The 14,994-nt window shown below is 64.4% G+C and carries 13 protein-coding genes; 8 read left to right on the top strand and 5 right to left on the bottom strand.

The genetic code is table 11. From position 1 onward, the window contains the following. Positions 1-55 precede the first annotated feature (55 nt). The 3 genes from EN824_RS29625 to EN824_RS29615 all read left to right on the top strand — a co-directional run bounded on the left by EN824_RS29625 (position 56) and on the right by EN824_RS29615 (position 2,847). A complete protein-coding gene (locus EN824_RS29625) occupies positions 56-805 on the top strand; it encodes an electron transfer flavoprotein subunit beta/FixA family protein (RefSeq protein ID WP_127872238.1) in 750 nt (249 codons plus the stop codon). A gap of 24 nt (positions 806-829) precedes the next feature. Next, on the top strand, positions 830-1,759 hold the full coding sequence (locus EN824_RS29620; RefSeq protein WP_135929434.1) for an electron transfer flavoprotein subunit alpha/FixB family protein: 930 nt from the start codon (positions 830-832) through the stop codon (positions 1,757-1,759). A gap of 209 nt (positions 1,760-1,968) precedes the next feature. After that, positions 1,969-2,847 carry a 3-hydroxybutyryl-CoA dehydrogenase gene (locus EN824_RS29615; protein ID WP_013892834.1) on the top strand — a complete coding sequence of 293 codons (879 nt, stop codon included), beginning with the start codon at positions 1,969-1,971 and terminating at the stop codon, positions 2,845-2,847. Between the two features lie 9 nt (positions 2,848-2,856). On the opposite strand, the gene EN824_RS29610 is transcribed toward EN824_RS29615, so the two are convergent. From EN824_RS29610 to EN824_RS29600, 3 genes are all read right to left on the bottom strand, one after another. Next, positions 2,857-4,836, bottom strand: coding sequence for a PAS domain S-box protein (locus tag EN824_RS29610; protein ID WP_135933003.1), 1,980 nt, complete (start codon positions 4,834-4,836; stop codon positions 2,857-2,859). A gap of 164 nt (positions 4,837-5,000) precedes the next feature. Next, positions 5,001-5,639: an NrsF family protein gene (locus EN824_RS29605; RefSeq protein WP_127872235.1), complete on the bottom strand. Its 639-nt coding sequence runs from the start codon at positions 5,637-5,639 to the stop codon at positions 5,001-5,003. A gap of 1 nt (position 5,640) precedes the next feature. Beyond that, positions 5,641-6,192: a sigma-70 family RNA polymerase sigma factor gene (locus EN824_RS29600; RefSeq protein WP_127280286.1), complete on the bottom strand. Its 552-nt coding sequence runs from the start codon at positions 6,190-6,192 to the stop codon at positions 5,641-5,643. A 441-nt stretch (positions 6,193-6,633) separates the two neighbouring features. On the opposite strand from EN824_RS29600, the gene EN824_RS29595 reads away from it, so the two are divergent. From EN824_RS29595 to EN824_RS29575, 5 genes are all read left to right on the top strand, one after another. Next, a complete protein-coding gene (locus EN824_RS29595) occupies positions 6,634-7,683 on the top strand; it encodes a hypothetical protein (protein WP_127872234.1) in 1,050 nt (349 codons plus the stop codon). An 8-nt stretch (positions 7,684-7,691) separates the two neighbouring features. After that, the gene (locus EN824_RS29590; protein WP_127280288.1) at positions 7,692-9,044 is read left to right on the top strand and encodes a hypothetical protein; all 1,353 of its coding nucleotides are present in this window, start codon (positions 7,692-7,694) and stop codon (positions 9,042-9,044) included. A gap of 120 nt (positions 9,045-9,164) precedes the next feature. Continuing rightward, entirely contained in the window at positions 9,165-10,172 is a 1,008-nt protein-coding gene (locus tag EN824_RS29585; protein ID WP_135933002.1) for an iron ABC transporter substrate-binding protein, read from the top strand. A 172-nt stretch (positions 10,173-10,344) separates the two neighbouring features. Continuing rightward, entirely contained in the window at positions 10,345-11,925 is a 1,581-nt protein-coding gene (locus tag EN824_RS29580; protein ID WP_189521864.1) for an iron ABC transporter permease, read from the top strand. Beyond that, positions 11,922-13,004 carry an ABC transporter ATP-binding protein gene (locus EN824_RS29575; RefSeq protein WP_135929441.1) on the top strand — a complete coding sequence of 361 codons (1,083 nt, stop codon included), beginning with the start codon at positions 11,922-11,924 and terminating at the stop codon, positions 13,002-13,004. Before EN824_RS29580 ends, EN824_RS29575 begins: the two co-directional genes overlap by 4 nt. Before the next feature lie 42 nt (positions 13,005-13,046). On the opposite strand, the gene EN824_RS29570 is transcribed toward EN824_RS29575, so the two are convergent. Further along, a complete protein-coding gene (locus EN824_RS29570) occupies positions 13,047-13,856 on the bottom strand; it encodes a phosphodiesterase (protein WP_135929442.1) in 810 nt (269 codons plus the stop codon). A 31-nt stretch (positions 13,857-13,887) separates the two neighbouring features. Continuing rightward, positions 13,888-14,988, bottom strand: a complete 1,101-nt coding sequence (locus EN824_RS29565) for a sn-glycerol-3-phosphate import ATP-binding protein UgpC (RefSeq protein WP_135933000.1) — start codon at positions 14,986-14,988, stop codon at positions 13,888-13,890. Between the last annotated feature and the right edge of the window lie 6 nt (positions 14,989-14,994).

Below are 14,994 nucleotides of genomic sequence, written 5' to 3'. Positions count from 1 at the left end.
GAACGGGCGCAGGCTGCTATAGCGCGCCCAACTAGCGTGAAGAGGTGACAGGCAAATGAAGATCCTTGTGCCCGTGAAGCGGGTTGTGGACGCGAATGTGAAGGTTCGCGTGAAGGCCGATGGTTCGGCTGTGGAACTCGCCAACGTCAAGATGGCGATGAACCCGTTCGACGAGATCGCGGTCGAGGAAGCGATCCGGATCAAGGAAGCCGGCAAGGCCGAGGAGATCATCGTCGTGTCGATCGGCCCGCAGCAGGCGCAGGAAACACTGCGCACCGCGCTCGCCATGGGCGCCGACCGCGCCATCCTGGTCAAGACCGACGAGCAGACCGAGCCGCTCGGTGTCGCCAAGGTGCTGAAGGGCGTGGTCGATGCGGAGAAGCCAGGCCTTGTCATTCTCGGCAAGCAGGCGATCGACGACGATTCCAACCAGACCGGCCAGATGCTGGCCGCCCTGCTTGGCTGGGCCCAGGGCACGTTCGCCTCCAAGGTCGTGCTCGAAGGCGACAAGGCCAAGGTGACGCGGGAGGTCGACGGCGGCTTGCAGACGGTGGAGCTGAAGCTGCCGGTGATCGTCACCGCCGACCTTCGCCTCAACCAGCCGCGCTATGCCTCGCTGCCCAACATCATGAAGGCCAAGAAGAAGCCGCTGGACGAGAAGAGCCCGGCCGACTACGGCGCCGACGTCAAGCCGCGCCTGAAGGTCATCAAGACCGAGGAGCCGGGTGGCCGCAAGGCCGGCGTCAAGGTCAAGAGCGTCGCCGAGCTGGTCGACAAGCTCAAGAACGAAGCCGGCGTTTTGTAAGCGATCGGGAAAGGAACAGATAAAATGGCAATTCTCCTCATCGCCGAACACGACAACGCCACCCTTTCCGACCAGACCGCCAAGGCGCTTTCGGCCGCCCTGCAAATCGGCTCGGACGTTCATGTGCTGGTGGCCGGCAAAGGCGCCAAGGCCGCTGCCGATGCAGCCGCGAAACTGAAGGGCGTCGGCAAGGTGCTGCTCGCCGAGGCCGACGAACTCGCCGAGCGCCTGGCCGAGCCGACGGCGGCACTGGTCGTCTCGCTGGCTGGCGCTTACGACACGATCATCGCGCCGGCGACGTCCGCTGGCAAGAACATCGCGCCGCGCGTCGCGGCCCTGCTCGATGTTGCGCAGGTTTCCGAGATCATCGAAGTGGTGTCGCCTGACACCTTCAAGCGGCCGATCTACGCCGGTAACGCCATCCAGACGGTACAGTCGACCGATGCAAAGAAGGTGATCACCGTGCGCACCGCTTCCTTCCAGGCGGCACCCGAGGGTGGTTCTGCTTCGGTCGAGACGGTTCATGCGGCGGCCAATCCCGGCCTCTCGACCTTCGTCGAGAACAAGCTGTCGGAGACCGATCGTCCGGAGCTGACCTCGGCCAAGATCATCATCTCTGGCGGCCGCGCGCTCGGTTCCTCGGAAAAATTCCAGGAAGTCATCCTGCCGGTCGCCGACAAGCTCGGCGCCGCCGTTGGTGCTTCCCGCGCCGCCGTCGATGCAGGCTATGCGCCGAACGACTGGCAGGTCGGCCAGACCGGCAAGGTCGTCGCCCCCGATCTCTACATTGCGGTCGGCATCTCCGGCGCCATTCAGCACCTCGCCGGCATGAAGGATAGCAAGGTCATCGTCGCCATCAACAAGGACGAGGAAGCGCCGATCTTCCAGGTTGCCGACTACGGCCTCGTCGGCGATCTCTTCGTCATCCTGCCGGAGTTGCAGAAGGCGCTTTGACGCTTCCGCGCAACCGTATTAAATTACGAGGGGTGGGGTAGACGAAGTCGCCCCACCCTTTTAGTTTGCACCGCACAATAAGCAGGCCACAAGGCTGAGAGCAATTCCAGCGGCAGTGCGCAGGGGTTTTTGCGCCGGGAATTGCGGGAAAACAAAGAGATGGGGCGGTTCGCGATTGTGGCGAAAAACGCTCCGGACGGGATCGGGTAATGAGCAAGATCGAGACGATCGGCATCATTGGTGCGGGCCAGATGGGTGGCGGCATCGCCCACGTCTCCGCGCTTTCGGGCTACAAGGTGCTGATCTACGATATATCGCCCGACCGTATCGAGAAGGGCATCGCCACCATCAGCGGCAACATGGCCCGTCAGGTGGGGTCCGGCAAGCTCGACGAGAAACTCCGCAACCAGGCCATGGCACGCATCGCGTCGGCACCGGCGATGGCCGATCTTGCCGGCGCCGATCTGGTGATCGAGGCAGCGACCGAGGACGAAACCGTCAAGCGCAAGATCTATGCGCAGCTCTGCCCGCAGCTCAACCCCGAAGCGATCCTGGCGACCAACACCTCGTCGATTTCGATCACAAGGCTAGCCGCGCAGACCGACCGGCCGGAGCGCTTCATCGGCATTCATTTCATGAACCCGGTTCCGCTGATGAAGCTGGTCGAACTGGTGCGCGGTATCGCCACCGAGGACCAGACCTTCGAGGCGGCGAAGACCTATGTGAAGCAGCTCGACAAGACGATCACGGTCTCGGAGGATTTCCCGGCCTTCATCGTCAACCGCATCCTTCTGCCGATGATCAACGAGGCGATCTACACCCTCTATGAGGGCGTCGGATCGGTCGATGCCATCGACACCGCCATGCGGCTCGGCGCCAACCATCCGATGGGACCGCTGCAGCTTGCCGATTTCATCGGCCTCGACACCTGCCTGTCGATCATGCAGGTGCTGCATGACGGCCTGTCGGATTCGAAGTATCGCCCCTGCCCGCTGCTGGTCAAATATGTCGAGGCCGGTTGGCTCGGCCGCAAGACCGGACGCGGCTTCTACGACTATCGCGGCGAGCACCCCGTTCCGACACGCTGACGCGTCCGCTCACGAGGCCGCGGCGAGCGGCTTGGGCGGTTCTGACCTGTCGTCGCCGATCTTGCCGTCCGGCGCCACGGAAACGCATCCGCGCCCGGCCGCCTTGGCCGCATAGCAGGCGGCGTCGGCCCTTGCGATGATCTCGTCGACTTCGCCGCAATTGGCGCAGATCGCCGTCAGCCCGATGCTGGCGCCGATCGCGTGGGGCCGGCCATCCCAGCTGAAGTTCAGGCCGGCTATCGCATCGATGATGGAGCGCGCCGCGATCCTCGCGCCGGGTGCGGAACCCGACTTCAGGATGACAGCGAATTCGTCGCCGCCCAGGCGCGCGACGATGTCTTCAGGACCAAGCACGCCGCGCACCGCCTCGGCGACCCGCTTCAGCAGGGCGTCTCCCGCCGCGTGACCGCCCGTGTCGTTGACCAGCTTGAAATGGTCAAGGTCGATGAACATGAACTGATGGTGGCCCCCAGCCGTCGTGCCGTCCTTGCGTGCCTGATCGACCAGTCCCTCCATGGCGCGGATGAAGGTCGAGCGGTTGGCAAGCCCGGTCAGCGCATCATGGGCGGCGGCATGGGCAAGCTGGCGCTGCAGGGCGCGCGCATCGGTGAAATCCTGGAAGACGATCACCAGACCGCCGAATTCGTTGCGTTCGTTGATGATCGGCGACACGACCTGGCGGATGCTGCAGCGTGTGTCGTCGCGACGGATGAGGACCGCGCGGCTGTTCTGGTCGGAGCGCGCCTCTTCGCCTGTCGCCGGCCGCGTCATGCCGATCCTGTGGCCCGTCTCCTCGTCGACAGCCCAGTAGACATGGCTCAGCGTCTTGCCCAGCGCGTCGTCGCTGGAAACGCCGGTCAGCTTTTCGGCCACCGGATTCATGAAGGTGACGCGGTTCGCGGCATCGGTGCAGATGACCGCATCGCCGATCGATTGCAGCGTCACCTTAAGCCGCTCCTTCTCGTCGGCCAGCATCGCCGCCGCGACGATGAGCCGTTCTTCGGCCTGCTTGCGCAAGGTGATGTCGGTCAAGCTGCCGATCGCTCTGACCAGCTGTCCGTCGGCATCGCGCTCGATTGCCTTGCCACGGTCGAGGATCCAGATCCAGCGGCCGTCCTTGTGGCGCATCCTGAACTCGGCCTCGAAGAATTCCGTCTGGCCGTCGAGATGGGCGCGATCGGCCTCCGCGACCGTGGCGCGGTCGTCTGGATGGATCATCGTCAGCCAGCGGTCGGGGTCGCCATCGAGCTCGCCATCCCCATAGCCCAGCATCTTGACCCAGGTGGCGGAATAGGTCGTGCCCCCCTTGCGCATGTCGAAATCCCAGACACCTTGACCGGCGCCGGCGAGCGCGAAGTTCCACCGCGTTTCGGCCTCGGTGATGCGCGCTTCGGCCTGCTTGCGCGCGTCGATATCCTCGATCTGCGAGACGAGATAAAGCGGGCGCCCACTCCTCCCATCGCGAATGACGGAGCCGGCAAGATTAGCCCAGACGGGTGTACCGTCCTTCTTGAGATAACGCTTCTCGAAGTGGAAAGTATCGACGGTGCCCGCCCTCAGGCCGGCCATCGTTTCGCGTCCGATCTGCAGATCGTCGGGATGCGTGATCTGGAAGAAGGTCAACGCCTCGATTTCCTCGCGGCTGTAGCCAAGCATGGTGGCGAAGGCGGGGTTGGTCTGGAGAATACGCCCGTCGAGGCTGACGATGGCGATGCCGATGGCCGAGTCCTCCATGGCCCGGCGGAACCGCTGCTCGCTCTCCGTGATCTGCCGTCGATCCTCCGAGATTCGACCGATGAACAGATATGCCAGGAAAAGCGCGCAGACCGTCACGGCGACCGATATTTGAAGGCAAAGTCTGAGTGCTTCCGCGCCGAGGTCCAGCCTTGACGGCACAAGCGAGGCGGCCACCACGGCAAGACCGGCCACAAGCAGCGCCAGCGCTGCATGCTTGTACCGTCCCGGCCCGATGATACTTCGCAATGTCACGATTTATGCCACCCCCGTGGGCAATCGCTTTTTTTCCATCGAAACCCTGAAGGATCGATTTTAAGGAAAGGTTGCGTCCGGGGCATCGGCGATATGGACAACCGGCAAACAATTGCCGGCATGATTAAGGATCGGTATTCACGGGGTCTGGGCGCGGTATCCTGCTACCAACGCACGAAAAACCGACCGCCGAGCGCGCCAAGCAAGGCAAGGGCCGCGATGGCGATCGTGTACCAGGTGGCAACGAAAAGCGGCGAATCGTCGAAGCAGTGCGCCGCATAGAAAGTCGCCGCCAGCCCGCCGGCAAGCAGCCCCGCGGCCGCGCCGGCAAGCACCGGCCGTGTCGGCGCGCCATAGCGCAGCATCCACAGGAAGATGGCCAGCGGACCGATGCCGATCAGCGGGATGAAGGTCATGCAGATCATCATGTTCGAACCGATCATGCGCGTGCCCCACAGCGCCTGCGGTACCATGAAGAGCTCCAGCACCACGGCCACCGCGACCAGCAGCGGCGCGGCGATCATCGCCGCCATTGCCCGGCCTGTCGCCGCACCCGGAGTCGACAGGGCTCGGATCAGGGCGAAGGCGCTGATGGCGAGCACGATGGTGAAAACAAACTTGGACAGGAAGCGCATCGTGTGCGCGGCAACCATGAAGTCGGGGCGCGGCCCGATCGTCATCATGAAAACAGCGGCCGCGACGACGACGGCCGCGCCGGCCGCCAGCCACCAAGCCAGGCGCAACGGCATCGCCTTGCTGCGGGCATCGGCGTCGAGCGCCTTGATGAGATCGTCGGTCTTCATGTCATTCCCGTCCGAACCGCCCCTGTCCGAATCGCTTGGCTATGGCGGCAAGTCCCCGATGCAGCGATACACGCACCGCCGTCTCGCTGATGCCGAACTTCGCCGCCGTCTCGCCGATCGAGCGACCCTCCACGGACACGGCCGAAACCACGGAACGCTGTGCCGGCGGCAGGCCGTCGAGCGCCCGGTTGATGTCGCGTTCGCTGACCGTATCGGTCTCCGGCTCGGCAAAAGTCTCGGCGATGTCGTCGACATCGATCTCGATGCGCCGTCCGCGCCGCCGGAACGCGTCGATCAGCTTGAAACGGGCAATCGCATAGACCCAAGGCAGGACCGGCGCGTCCTGGCGCCAGGTGTGTCGCTTCACATGAATTGCCAGCAAGGTTTCCTGCACGACGTCCTCGGGATCGACCCCGCCCTGCACGATCTTGCGCCTGACAAAGCCGCGGATGAGCGCGGCAATCCGGTGGAGAAAGTCGGCATAGGCCTTTTCATCTCCCGCGATCGCGGCCCGCATCAGCCGGGAAAGCTCGGCCTCGTCTTTGCCGCTCACAAGAGTTCACTCCCCGATCTTCGCGCCTCGGCACTGATTTGTTACGTGGCCCGCGAAATAATGTCCAAGCCAAACTACCGGCAAATCACGAAAGTTTGCGGGATGGTCCGCGAAATTCCCGGATGGGTTCTCTGGTTTCCAGTCCAGGGGCGAGGACAGCACGGACCAAGCTTTGTTGACGTAGGGTAAACCCTTCTGTAGCGTCAAAGGATCGGAGGGCGGCCGAAATGGATTTCATTGAACGCATTTTTGGATTTTCTCCGGACAATGGCTCGGGAACTTTCGAGGGCAGCCTTGTCATTGCGGCCATGGTCCTTGTCGCCGCCATCTACTTCTACCGGAGACAGAGATCACTGAAGAAATAGCCGCTGGAAAATCGGCGGGGACACGTCCGCCAGGAAAAACATTACCGTTGCGTCCTCTCAGCGTGGGAAACACGACATGGCAGGATCTCTGGTCAACCACATCAGAACCGCGGCCCTGCTGTTGTTCGCCGCCGAATTCTGGAAGCGTCTTGCCACCGGGCTGAAAGTGCTGTTTGCGACGATCCGCATGCTGCTATGCCGGCTGGCCAAGGGCCAGCGGCTGCCAAGCCCGGCGCAGAACGATTGCTGTATCCAGCTGCCGCCCGACATCTACAAGCGCGCCGATCCTCTTCTTTATGCCCAGTACTATCTGATGGCGCAGGGCCTCGCGGTCACCTGGGACAATCCCGACATCGACATTTTCGACGGCGCCGCGCCAGTCACCGGCGCGCTCCAGCCAGCACACACATATCGCGTTCGCGTGCGTGTCTGGAACGGGTCTTACGACGCCCCGGCCATCGGCGTCGGAGTGGCGCTGTCCTACCTGTCCTTCGGCGCACAGACCGTTTCCCGTCCGATCGCCAGCACCGCCGTCAATCTCGGGGCCAAGGGCACGATCGATTGCCCTGCCTATGCCGAGTTCAGTTGGACCACGCCCGCCACCAGCGGCCACTATTGCCTGCAGGCACAGCTCTCCTGGGGCGATGACGCCAACCCCGGCAACAACCTAGGCCAGAAGAACGTCAACATTGCCGAGATGCGCTCACCGGCAAGGTTCGTCTTCAGCGTACGCAACGAGGCCTCGGTCGTCCGGCGTTTCCAGATCGAGGCGGACTGCTACGGCCTGCCGAAGCTGCAGCCATGTGCCCCGCCACGCGGCCAAGGTCGGGGCGAGAGCACCGACACCCCGCAGCCGCGGCTCGCCGAGAGCAAGGCACGCTGGGCCAGGGCCCTCGAGGACCAGGCCTATGGCCGGTTTCCCATCCCGGACGACTGGTCGGTCAGGATCGTTCCAAGAACGCTTTCACTGCAGCCGCGCCAGATCACCGAGATCGCCGTCGAGATCGAAGCGAAGGACGCCGCCTTCCGTGGCTCGAAGACCTTCAATGTCCATGTGTTCACGATTGGCGAAAGCGGATCGCGCACCATGACCGGCGGTGTGACGCTCACCGCCACGAAAGGCTGAACGTTCCGATGGCCTACAGGCACTATACGAGCTGCTTCCTCTATCCCGCCGGTGGCAAGCCCTACAACGAGGACGACCGGCTGGCTTTCCTCGCCGGCCAGGCGCTGCAGATCATCGTTATCACCGGGCTGGCAGCCGCCTTCGGGTTGCTGCTGGGGCCGGTCGGTGCGGCACTTGCCGCGGCAATCGCATTTCTGGCGTCCGCCACCGCCACGATCGACAAGGCCGCCGGGGAATGGCTCAACCATCGCCTGGTCTGCCTCGACAAGGACAATCCGAAATGCGCGGTCGGCATCGTCTCCTACAATCCGTTCCGCAGCGATCTCGGCGCCTTCGACAACGACCAGTATTTCGACGTCATCCTGATGCCGCATCCGACGGCCGAGATCCTCAACGCCGAGACCAACGAGGCGGCTTTGGCGGCCGCCAATCGCTACAATGCCGACGGCAGCGTCGTCGCGGAATTCGCCGCCAGCATCGCGGCCCATCCGGCCAACGACATTCTCAATGACGGCTTTCAGGGTCATGAGCTGCTGTTGCCGCGCGATGATCTTAAGACCGACCTCGGCTACGCACCCACCGACGACCATGCCCGCTGGGGCCTGCACTGCGAGGCCGAGGGCGACTTCTGGATCAAGATGCGCCAATGGGCGCCGGCCATCGTCATCCTGCTGACGGCGGCTCTGGTCGTCACGGCGGCCGCGGCGGCCGCCGGCGCCGGTGTCGGGGCGGCCGTCGGCTGCGCCATAGGGTCGTTTTTCCTGGGTGCGCTGGGCTGCGCCATCGGCTCGTTCCTGGGAGGATTGCTCGGGGCGGCCATTGGCGGCGCGATCGGCGGCGCGGCGTCCTACTTCGGCGGGGTCAAGCCGGTCCTGCAGGGGCTGTTCAACTGGAACCCCGGCAATGTCGAGGACGCCAATGTCGGCGACAAGGCGCTCGGCCCCATCAGGATGGGCGATCATGTCGCCGTCCTCGGCGAACATGTCTATGACGGCTATCACCAGGGCTGGCACGAGTTTCATCCGCTGATGGCGGTGGTCAAATTCGATGCGGCCGCCGGTGTCGACGCAAAACACTATCTTCAGTGGAACCCGGACTTTCCCGACATGGGCACAGTCCCGCCCAAACCGCCGGGCGAGGCCACCGACCTCACCGCGCAGGATATGCGTGACGGGCTTGGCAGCACGGCATTCAGGACACGCTGCGAGAACCTGCGCAGAACCTGGTGCGCCATGCTGAACGACGCGTTCGATCCGGAGACCAAACGAACACAGCAGGGCCTGGATCAGCGCTGGACCATTCATCCCATGGTCGATGGCTGCATTCCGCAGGAGCAGCCACCGGCACCGCATATCGGGTGATGTCAAATGCGTCCGACACGCGAAACCGTGATGATGCCGATTGGCTTTCAATCTTGACTAACCTATTCATGAATTGATACTCGGACGCACCCGCAGTGCGGGCAACCCGAGGAGTACCTTATGAAATCCCCCCTTCTTGCCCTGGCCAGCGTAGCGGTGCTTGCAATCAGCCTGGCCGCCGGTCCGGCAACGGCCGAAGATGCCGGCATCATCGTCTATAATGCCCAGCATGAAAGCCTGACCAAGGAATGGGCCGAAGGGTTCACCAAGGAAACCGGCATCAAGGTCACCTTGCGAAACGGCGGCGACAGCGACTTCTCCAACCAGATCGTCTCCGAAGGCGCCGCCTCGCCCGCCGACGTGTTTTTGACGGAGAATTCGCCGGCCATGGCGCTGGTGGAGAATGCCGGCCTGTTCGCGCCGGTCGATGCCGACACGCTGGCTCAGGTCCCGCGGGACTATCAGGCGGCCAGCGGCAAATGGGTGGGCGTGGCCGCGCGCAGCACCGTTTTTGCCTACAACACGACCAAGCTCAAGGCTGATCAGTTGCCCAAGTCGATGCTCGATCTCGCCGATCCGAGCTGGAAAGGCCGCTGGGCGGCTTCGCCTTCCGGCGCCGATTTCCAGGCCATCGTCAGCGCGCTGCTGCAACTCAAGGGCGAGGCCGCCACGGCCGACTGGCTGAAGGCGATGAAGGAGAATTTCACCGCCTACAAGGGCAACAGCACGGTGATGAAGGCGGTCAATGCCGGCGAGATCGAAGGCGGCGTGATCTACCACTATTACTACTTTGGCGATCAGGCCAAGACCGGCGAAAACTCCAAGAACGTCGCGCTGCACTATTTCAAGAACCAGGATCCGGGCGCTTTCGTGTCGGTCTCCGGGGGCGGCGTGCTCGCCTCGAGCAAGCACCAGAAGGAAGCCCAGGCCTTCCTGAAATGGGTGACCGGCAAGGGTGGCCAGGACGTGCTAAAGAACGGAACCTCCTTCGAATATGCGGTCGGCAAGGACGCCCAGTCCAATCCGAAGCTGGTGCCCCTGGCCGACCTGCAGGCGCCGAAGGTCGACGCCACGACGCTCAACTCCAAGAAGGTCACCGACCTGATGACGGCAGCCGGCTTGCTTTAGTTGGCGTTCGTCCTAATAAGAACGTCAGACCGTGCTCCCGCGGACTCTCTTTCCGCGGGAGCGTTTTGTTTTTCGAGATTGCATTCGTCGATGACGACACGTTGCTTATTCGACCGCGACCGTGGTCCTTCAATTGCCGCCGCCGGGCGGCAATGGCGCGGCGTGTGAGCTGATGCAGTCCGCGGTCCATCTCGCGCGCCCGGGCCTGCCGCCCAAGATGCGCCGGCGGGCGCAACGGCGGGCGGCGCCCTGGCTTGTCGCCGCCGCCATATCTGTCTCCCTGCTGGCGCTGCTGCCGCTCGCTTTCATCATAGGGATCGCGGTGCAGACCGGCTGGGAGACCGTCTCGGCGCTGATCTTCAGGCCACGTGTCGGCGAACTGCTGGTCAACACCGGCCTGCTGGTGCTGCTGGCCGTGCCGATCGCCATCACCTTGTCGGTGACGCTGGCCTGGCTGACCGAACGCAGCGACCTGCCCGGCGCCCGGCTCTGGGCCTGGCTCTGCGTGGCGCCGCTCGCCATCCCCGCTTTCGTCCACTCCTATGCCTGGATCACCATGGTGCCGGGGCTGCACGGCCTGTGGGCGGGCGTGCTGGTCTCCGTCATCGCCTATTTTCCCTTCCTTTACCTGCCGGTATCGGCGGCGCTGCGCCGCCTCGATCCTGCCCTGGAGGATGCCGCGGCGGCGCTTGGTCTCGGACCCTGGCGCGTGTTCTGGCGTGTCGTGTTGCCGCAGCTCAGGCTCGCAATATGCGGCGGCTCGCTGCTGGTCGGACTGCATCTGCTGGCCGAATATGGCCTCTACGTCTTCATCCGCTTCGACACCTTCACCACCGCGATCGTCGACCAGTTCCAGTCGACCTTCAACGGCCCGGCCGCCAACATGCTGGCCGGCGTGCTGGTGACCTGCTGTTTCGTGCTGCTCGGTCTCGAAGTGCTGGTGCGCGGCGAGGAACGTTATGCCCGTGTCGGCTCGGGTGCTGCGCGGTATCAGCAACGCATCGGCCTAGGCCGCGCCACCATCCCGAGCCTTGCCTTGCTCCTCGTCACCACGCTGCTGGCGCTTGGCGTGCCGTTCGTCACCATCGGGCGCTGGCTCCTCGCCGGCGGCGCCGATGTCTGGCGTCTCGACGAGATTGGACTGGCACTCGGCCAGACGCTGTTCCTGTCCCTTGCCGGGGCGCTGCTTGCCACTGTCGCGGCGATGCCGATGGCCTGGATCTCGATCCGCGCGCCGGGACCGCTGCAGCGCCTTATGGAGGGATGCAACTACATTGTCGGCTCGCTGCCGGGTGTCGTCATTGCGCTGGCGCTGGTCACCATCACCGTGCGCATCGCCCTGCCGCTCTACCAGACCCTGTTCACCATCCTGGTCGCATATGCCTTGATGTTCCTGCCGCGTGCCCTGGTCAGCCTGCGCGCCTCGATCGCCCAGGCACCGGTCGAGCTCGAGCGCGCCGCGTCGAGCCTTGGCCGGCGGCCGCTCAACGCGCTGTGGTCGACGACAATCCGCCTGTCGGCGCCGGGTGCCGCGGCCGGCATGGCGCTGGTGGCGCTCGGCATCATGAACGAGTTGACCGCGACCCAGATGCTGGCGCCGAACGGCACCCGCACGCTGGCGATGGCGTTCTGGTCCTACAGCAGCGAGATCGACTACGCCTCGGCCGCCCCTTACGCCTTCATCATGGTGGCGATGTCGCTGCCCCTGACCTGGCTGCTCTATGTCCAGTCGAAGCGGATGGCCGGACGATGAGCTTTCTTGAACTCCGCAATCTGCACAAGCATTACGGCCCGGTCGCCGCACTGGCCGGCGTCGACCTGAATGTCGCCAGCGGCAGCCGCACGGCGATCGTAGGACCTTCCGGCTGCGGCAAGACGACCCTGCTGCGGCTGATCGCCGGCTTCGAGGCGCCGGATCAGGGCCGCATCGTGCTCGACGGGCAGGTGCTGGCCAATGGCGGCGCTGCCGTTCCGGCGCATCGCCGCGGCATTGGCGTGGTGGCGCAAGACGGCGCCCTGTTCCCGCATCTGACCATCTCGGACAATATCGGCTTCGGCATGGGCCGGGACGACGACAAGCGCGCCGAGCGCATCGTCGAACTTGCCTATATCGTTGGACTGGACAAGGCGATCCTGAAACGCCGCCCGCACGAACTCTCCGGTGGTCAGCAGCAGCGCGTGGCGCTGGCCCGCGCCATGGCGATGAAGCCGCGGCTGATGCTGCTCGACGAGCCGTTCTCGGCCCTCGACACCGGCCTGCGCGCCTCGATGCGCAAGGCCGTGGCCGAACTTCTGGAGGCGGCCGGCATCACCACCATCCTGGTGACGCACGACCAGGCCGAGGCGCTGTCCTTCGCCAGCCAGGTGGCGGTGATGCGCGATGGAAAATTTTCCCAGGTCGGCACGCCGCGCGAACTCTATCTCAAGCCGAAGGACAGGATGATCGCCGAGTTCCTCGGCGATGCCATCATCCTGCCGGCCAGCGTCTCGGGCGGCTTCGCCAGCTCCCCGCTCGGCCGCATCGCGGTCGACACGCCGGACAGCCGCGATATCGTCCGCATCATGCTGCGGCCGGAACAGATCGGGCTGAAACGCACCTCGCGCGAGGGCATGTCGGGCACATCGGACATGCTGTTCGGCGAGGTGACGGAATCGGAGTTCGCCGGCTCGACATGCACGGTCGCGGTTCGGCTTCTGAACAATTCCGATCCGCCGGACGCCGCCGCCATCGGCGGCACGCCGCTGATCCTGCGCAAATCCGGCATGGACGCACCAGCGGTCGGCGAGATCGTACGGCTGACCGTATCGGGCAAGGCGCATGTCTTCACTTGAGAGCGACGGCTGAAGGCGCTGAACCCAAGCGAAGTGGCCAGCTCACGCCGTGATGCGTTCGCCGGTTTCCGCTGAATAGATCGGCCATTGCTCGAGAAAATCGCAACCGTGCACCACCACCCACTGGTTGGCGCTGTCGACGAGGATGACGGCGTAGGACGGCGGCGCCTGTTCGACGATCTCGCTCGATCGGTCGAGGGCAAGCTCGAACCGGGCATGCAGGCCGCGCTGCGCCGAGAACGGAATTCCGGCCACGGTGCCGGCAATGTCGCGATGGACATGGCCGAAGAAGATGTGGCGAACGTTGCCATGGCCCCGCAGCAGGCCGAGCAACCGCTCGGGCTGTTCGAGCGCCAGCGGATCGAGCTGCGGCAGGCCGAGCGCGACCGGCGGATGATGCAGGAAAACGTAGGCTGGCCTGCCGCCTGATTGTTCCAGCCGGGCTTCGAGCCAGGCAAGCCGGCCGTCGCACAGTTCGCCCTCGATGCGTCCTTCCGCCAGGCAGTCGAGAAACAACAGCACTTCGTTGCCGGTATCATGGACCGACTGCACGAAACCGTTTTCGTCGACCGGAATTTCGGGAAACGCGGCGACGAGGCTGGCCCGCCTATCATGGTTGCCCGGCAGCAGCCTGTACGGCATCGACAGCGTGCCAAGCGCAACGCGCAGATCGGCATAGCTTTGCGGCGCACCGGTCTCCGTCAGGTCGCCGGTGAAGACGCAAAGCGCGGCGTCGGGATGATGCGCATTGATGTGCGCGATGCACTGATCCAGCCGCTGATGCAGGTCCGCCCCATAGCGGCGCTCACCTCGCCGGCCAAGATGCACGTCCGTGACCTGGATGATTTTCATGTGCGTCTCTTGGCTGAGCGCGTTTGGGAAATCAAAGCGCCGGCTCGGGTACCGAAGCCTTGAAGACATCCAGGCGGGTCCCTGTCTCCGACGAGAAGAAGTGCATGTCGTCTGGCGAGATCTTCAGGCCGACGGTGCTGCCGGGTTCGGGATGAACGGCCTCCGAGGTCATCACCGAGAACGGCGCGCCGTCGAGGTCGACATAGATCACCCGCCCCGCACCCAGTTCCTCGACTAGGTCGACAGTGGCATCGAGCGCGCCCGGCGTTCCCGGCGCCACCAGCCGGACGGTTTCCGGCCGGATGCCCATCGCCACCTTCGTACCGACCGGCAGGCCGGCGCGAGCCATGGCCAGGCGCCGGCTGCCGCCGAGCAGCGACAGCCCGTCGAGTTCGACGGTGCCTTCAAGAATGTTCATGGCCGGCGCGCCGACGAAGGTGGCGACGAAGCGGCTGGCCGGGCGGGTGTAGATCTCACCTGGCGTGCCGACCTGTTCGACCCGTCCGCCATTCATCACCACCAGCCGGTCGGCCAGCGTCATCGCCTCGACCTGATCGTGGGTGACGAAGACGGAGGTGGCGTTCAGCCGGCGATGCAGTTTGCGGATTTCCGAGCGCATCTGAACGCGCAGCTTGGCGTCGAGATTGGACAGCGGTTCGTCGAACAGGAAGACTTTCGGCTCGCGGATCATGGCGCGGCCCATGGCGACGCGCTGCCTCTGGCCGCCCGATAGCGCCATCGGCTTGCGGTCGAGCAGCTGTTCAAGTTCCAGCGTGCGGGCCACCGCCTGAATCCGCTGGTTGCGCTCGGCCGAGGGAACACCTGATACCTTCAGCGAATAGCCGATGTTCTGGGCCACGCTCATATGCGGATAGAGTGCGTAATTCTGGAACACCATGGCGCAGCCGCGCTCGCGTGGTTCGAGCTTGTTGACCACCGTGCCGTCGATGGCGATCGTGCCGTCGGAAATCTCCTCCAGCCCGGCGATCATCCTGAGCAGCGTGGACTTGCCGCAGCCGGACGGCCCCAGGATGACGACGAACTCGCCCGATGCGAAGTCGAGGTCGACGCCATGCACGACCTGCGTCTTGGCATAATTCTTCTTGACGCCGCGTATTGCGATGGAGGCCATTCTTCT

The sequence above is a fragment of the Mesorhizobium sp. M8A.F.Ca.ET.181.01.1.1 genome (assembly GCF_004792025.1).
Classification (GTDB): Bacteria; Pseudomonadota; Alphaproteobacteria; order Rhizobiales; family Rhizobiaceae; genus Mesorhizobium.
Note: the sequence above shows the minus strand (reverse complement) of the source record. Positions and strands in the feature narration are given on the sequence as shown.

What these genes read in the sequence shown, in the direction of transcription:
- EN824_RS29625 (WP_127872238.1), top strand. Translation starts at nt 56, where the DNA reads ATGAAGATCCTTGTGCCCGTGAAGCGGGTTGTGGACGCGAATGTGAAG.
- EN824_RS29620 (WP_135929434.1), top strand. Translation starts at nt 830, where the DNA reads ATGGCAATTCTCCTCATCGCCGAACACGACAACGCCACCCTTTCCGAC.
- EN824_RS29615 (WP_013892834.1), top strand. Translation starts at nt 1,969, where the DNA reads ATGAGCAAGATCGAGACGATCGGCATCATTGGTGCGGGCCAGATGGGT.
- EN824_RS29605 (WP_127872235.1), bottom strand. Translation starts at nt 5,639, where the DNA reads ATGAAGACCGACGATCTCATCAAGGCGCTCGACGCCGATGCCCGCAGC.
- EN824_RS29595 (WP_127872234.1), top strand. Translation starts at nt 6,634, where the DNA reads ATGGCAGGATCTCTGGTCAACCACATCAGAACCGCGGCCCTGCTGTTG.
- EN824_RS29590 (WP_127280288.1), top strand. Translation starts at nt 7,692, where the DNA reads ATGGCCTACAGGCACTATACGAGCTGCTTCCTCTATCCCGCCGGTGGC.
- EN824_RS29585 (WP_135933002.1), top strand. Translation starts at nt 9,165, where the DNA reads ATGAAATCCCCCCTTCTTGCCCTGGCCAGCGTAGCGGTGCTTGCAATC.
- EN824_RS29580 (WP_189521864.1), top strand. Translation starts at nt 10,345, where the DNA reads ATGCAGTCCGCGGTCCATCTCGCGCGCCCGGGCCTGCCGCCCAAGATG.
- EN824_RS29575 (WP_135929441.1), top strand. Translation starts at nt 11,922, where the DNA reads ATGAGCTTTCTTGAACTCCGCAATCTGCACAAGCATTACGGCCCGGTC.
- EN824_RS29570 (WP_135929442.1), bottom strand. Translation starts at nt 13,856, where the DNA reads ATGAAAATCATCCAGGTCACGGACGTGCATCTTGGCCGGCGAGGTGAG.
- EN824_RS29565 (WP_135933000.1), bottom strand. Translation starts at nt 14,988, where the DNA reads ATGGCCTCCATCGCAATACGCGGCGTCAAGAAGAATTATGCCAAGACG.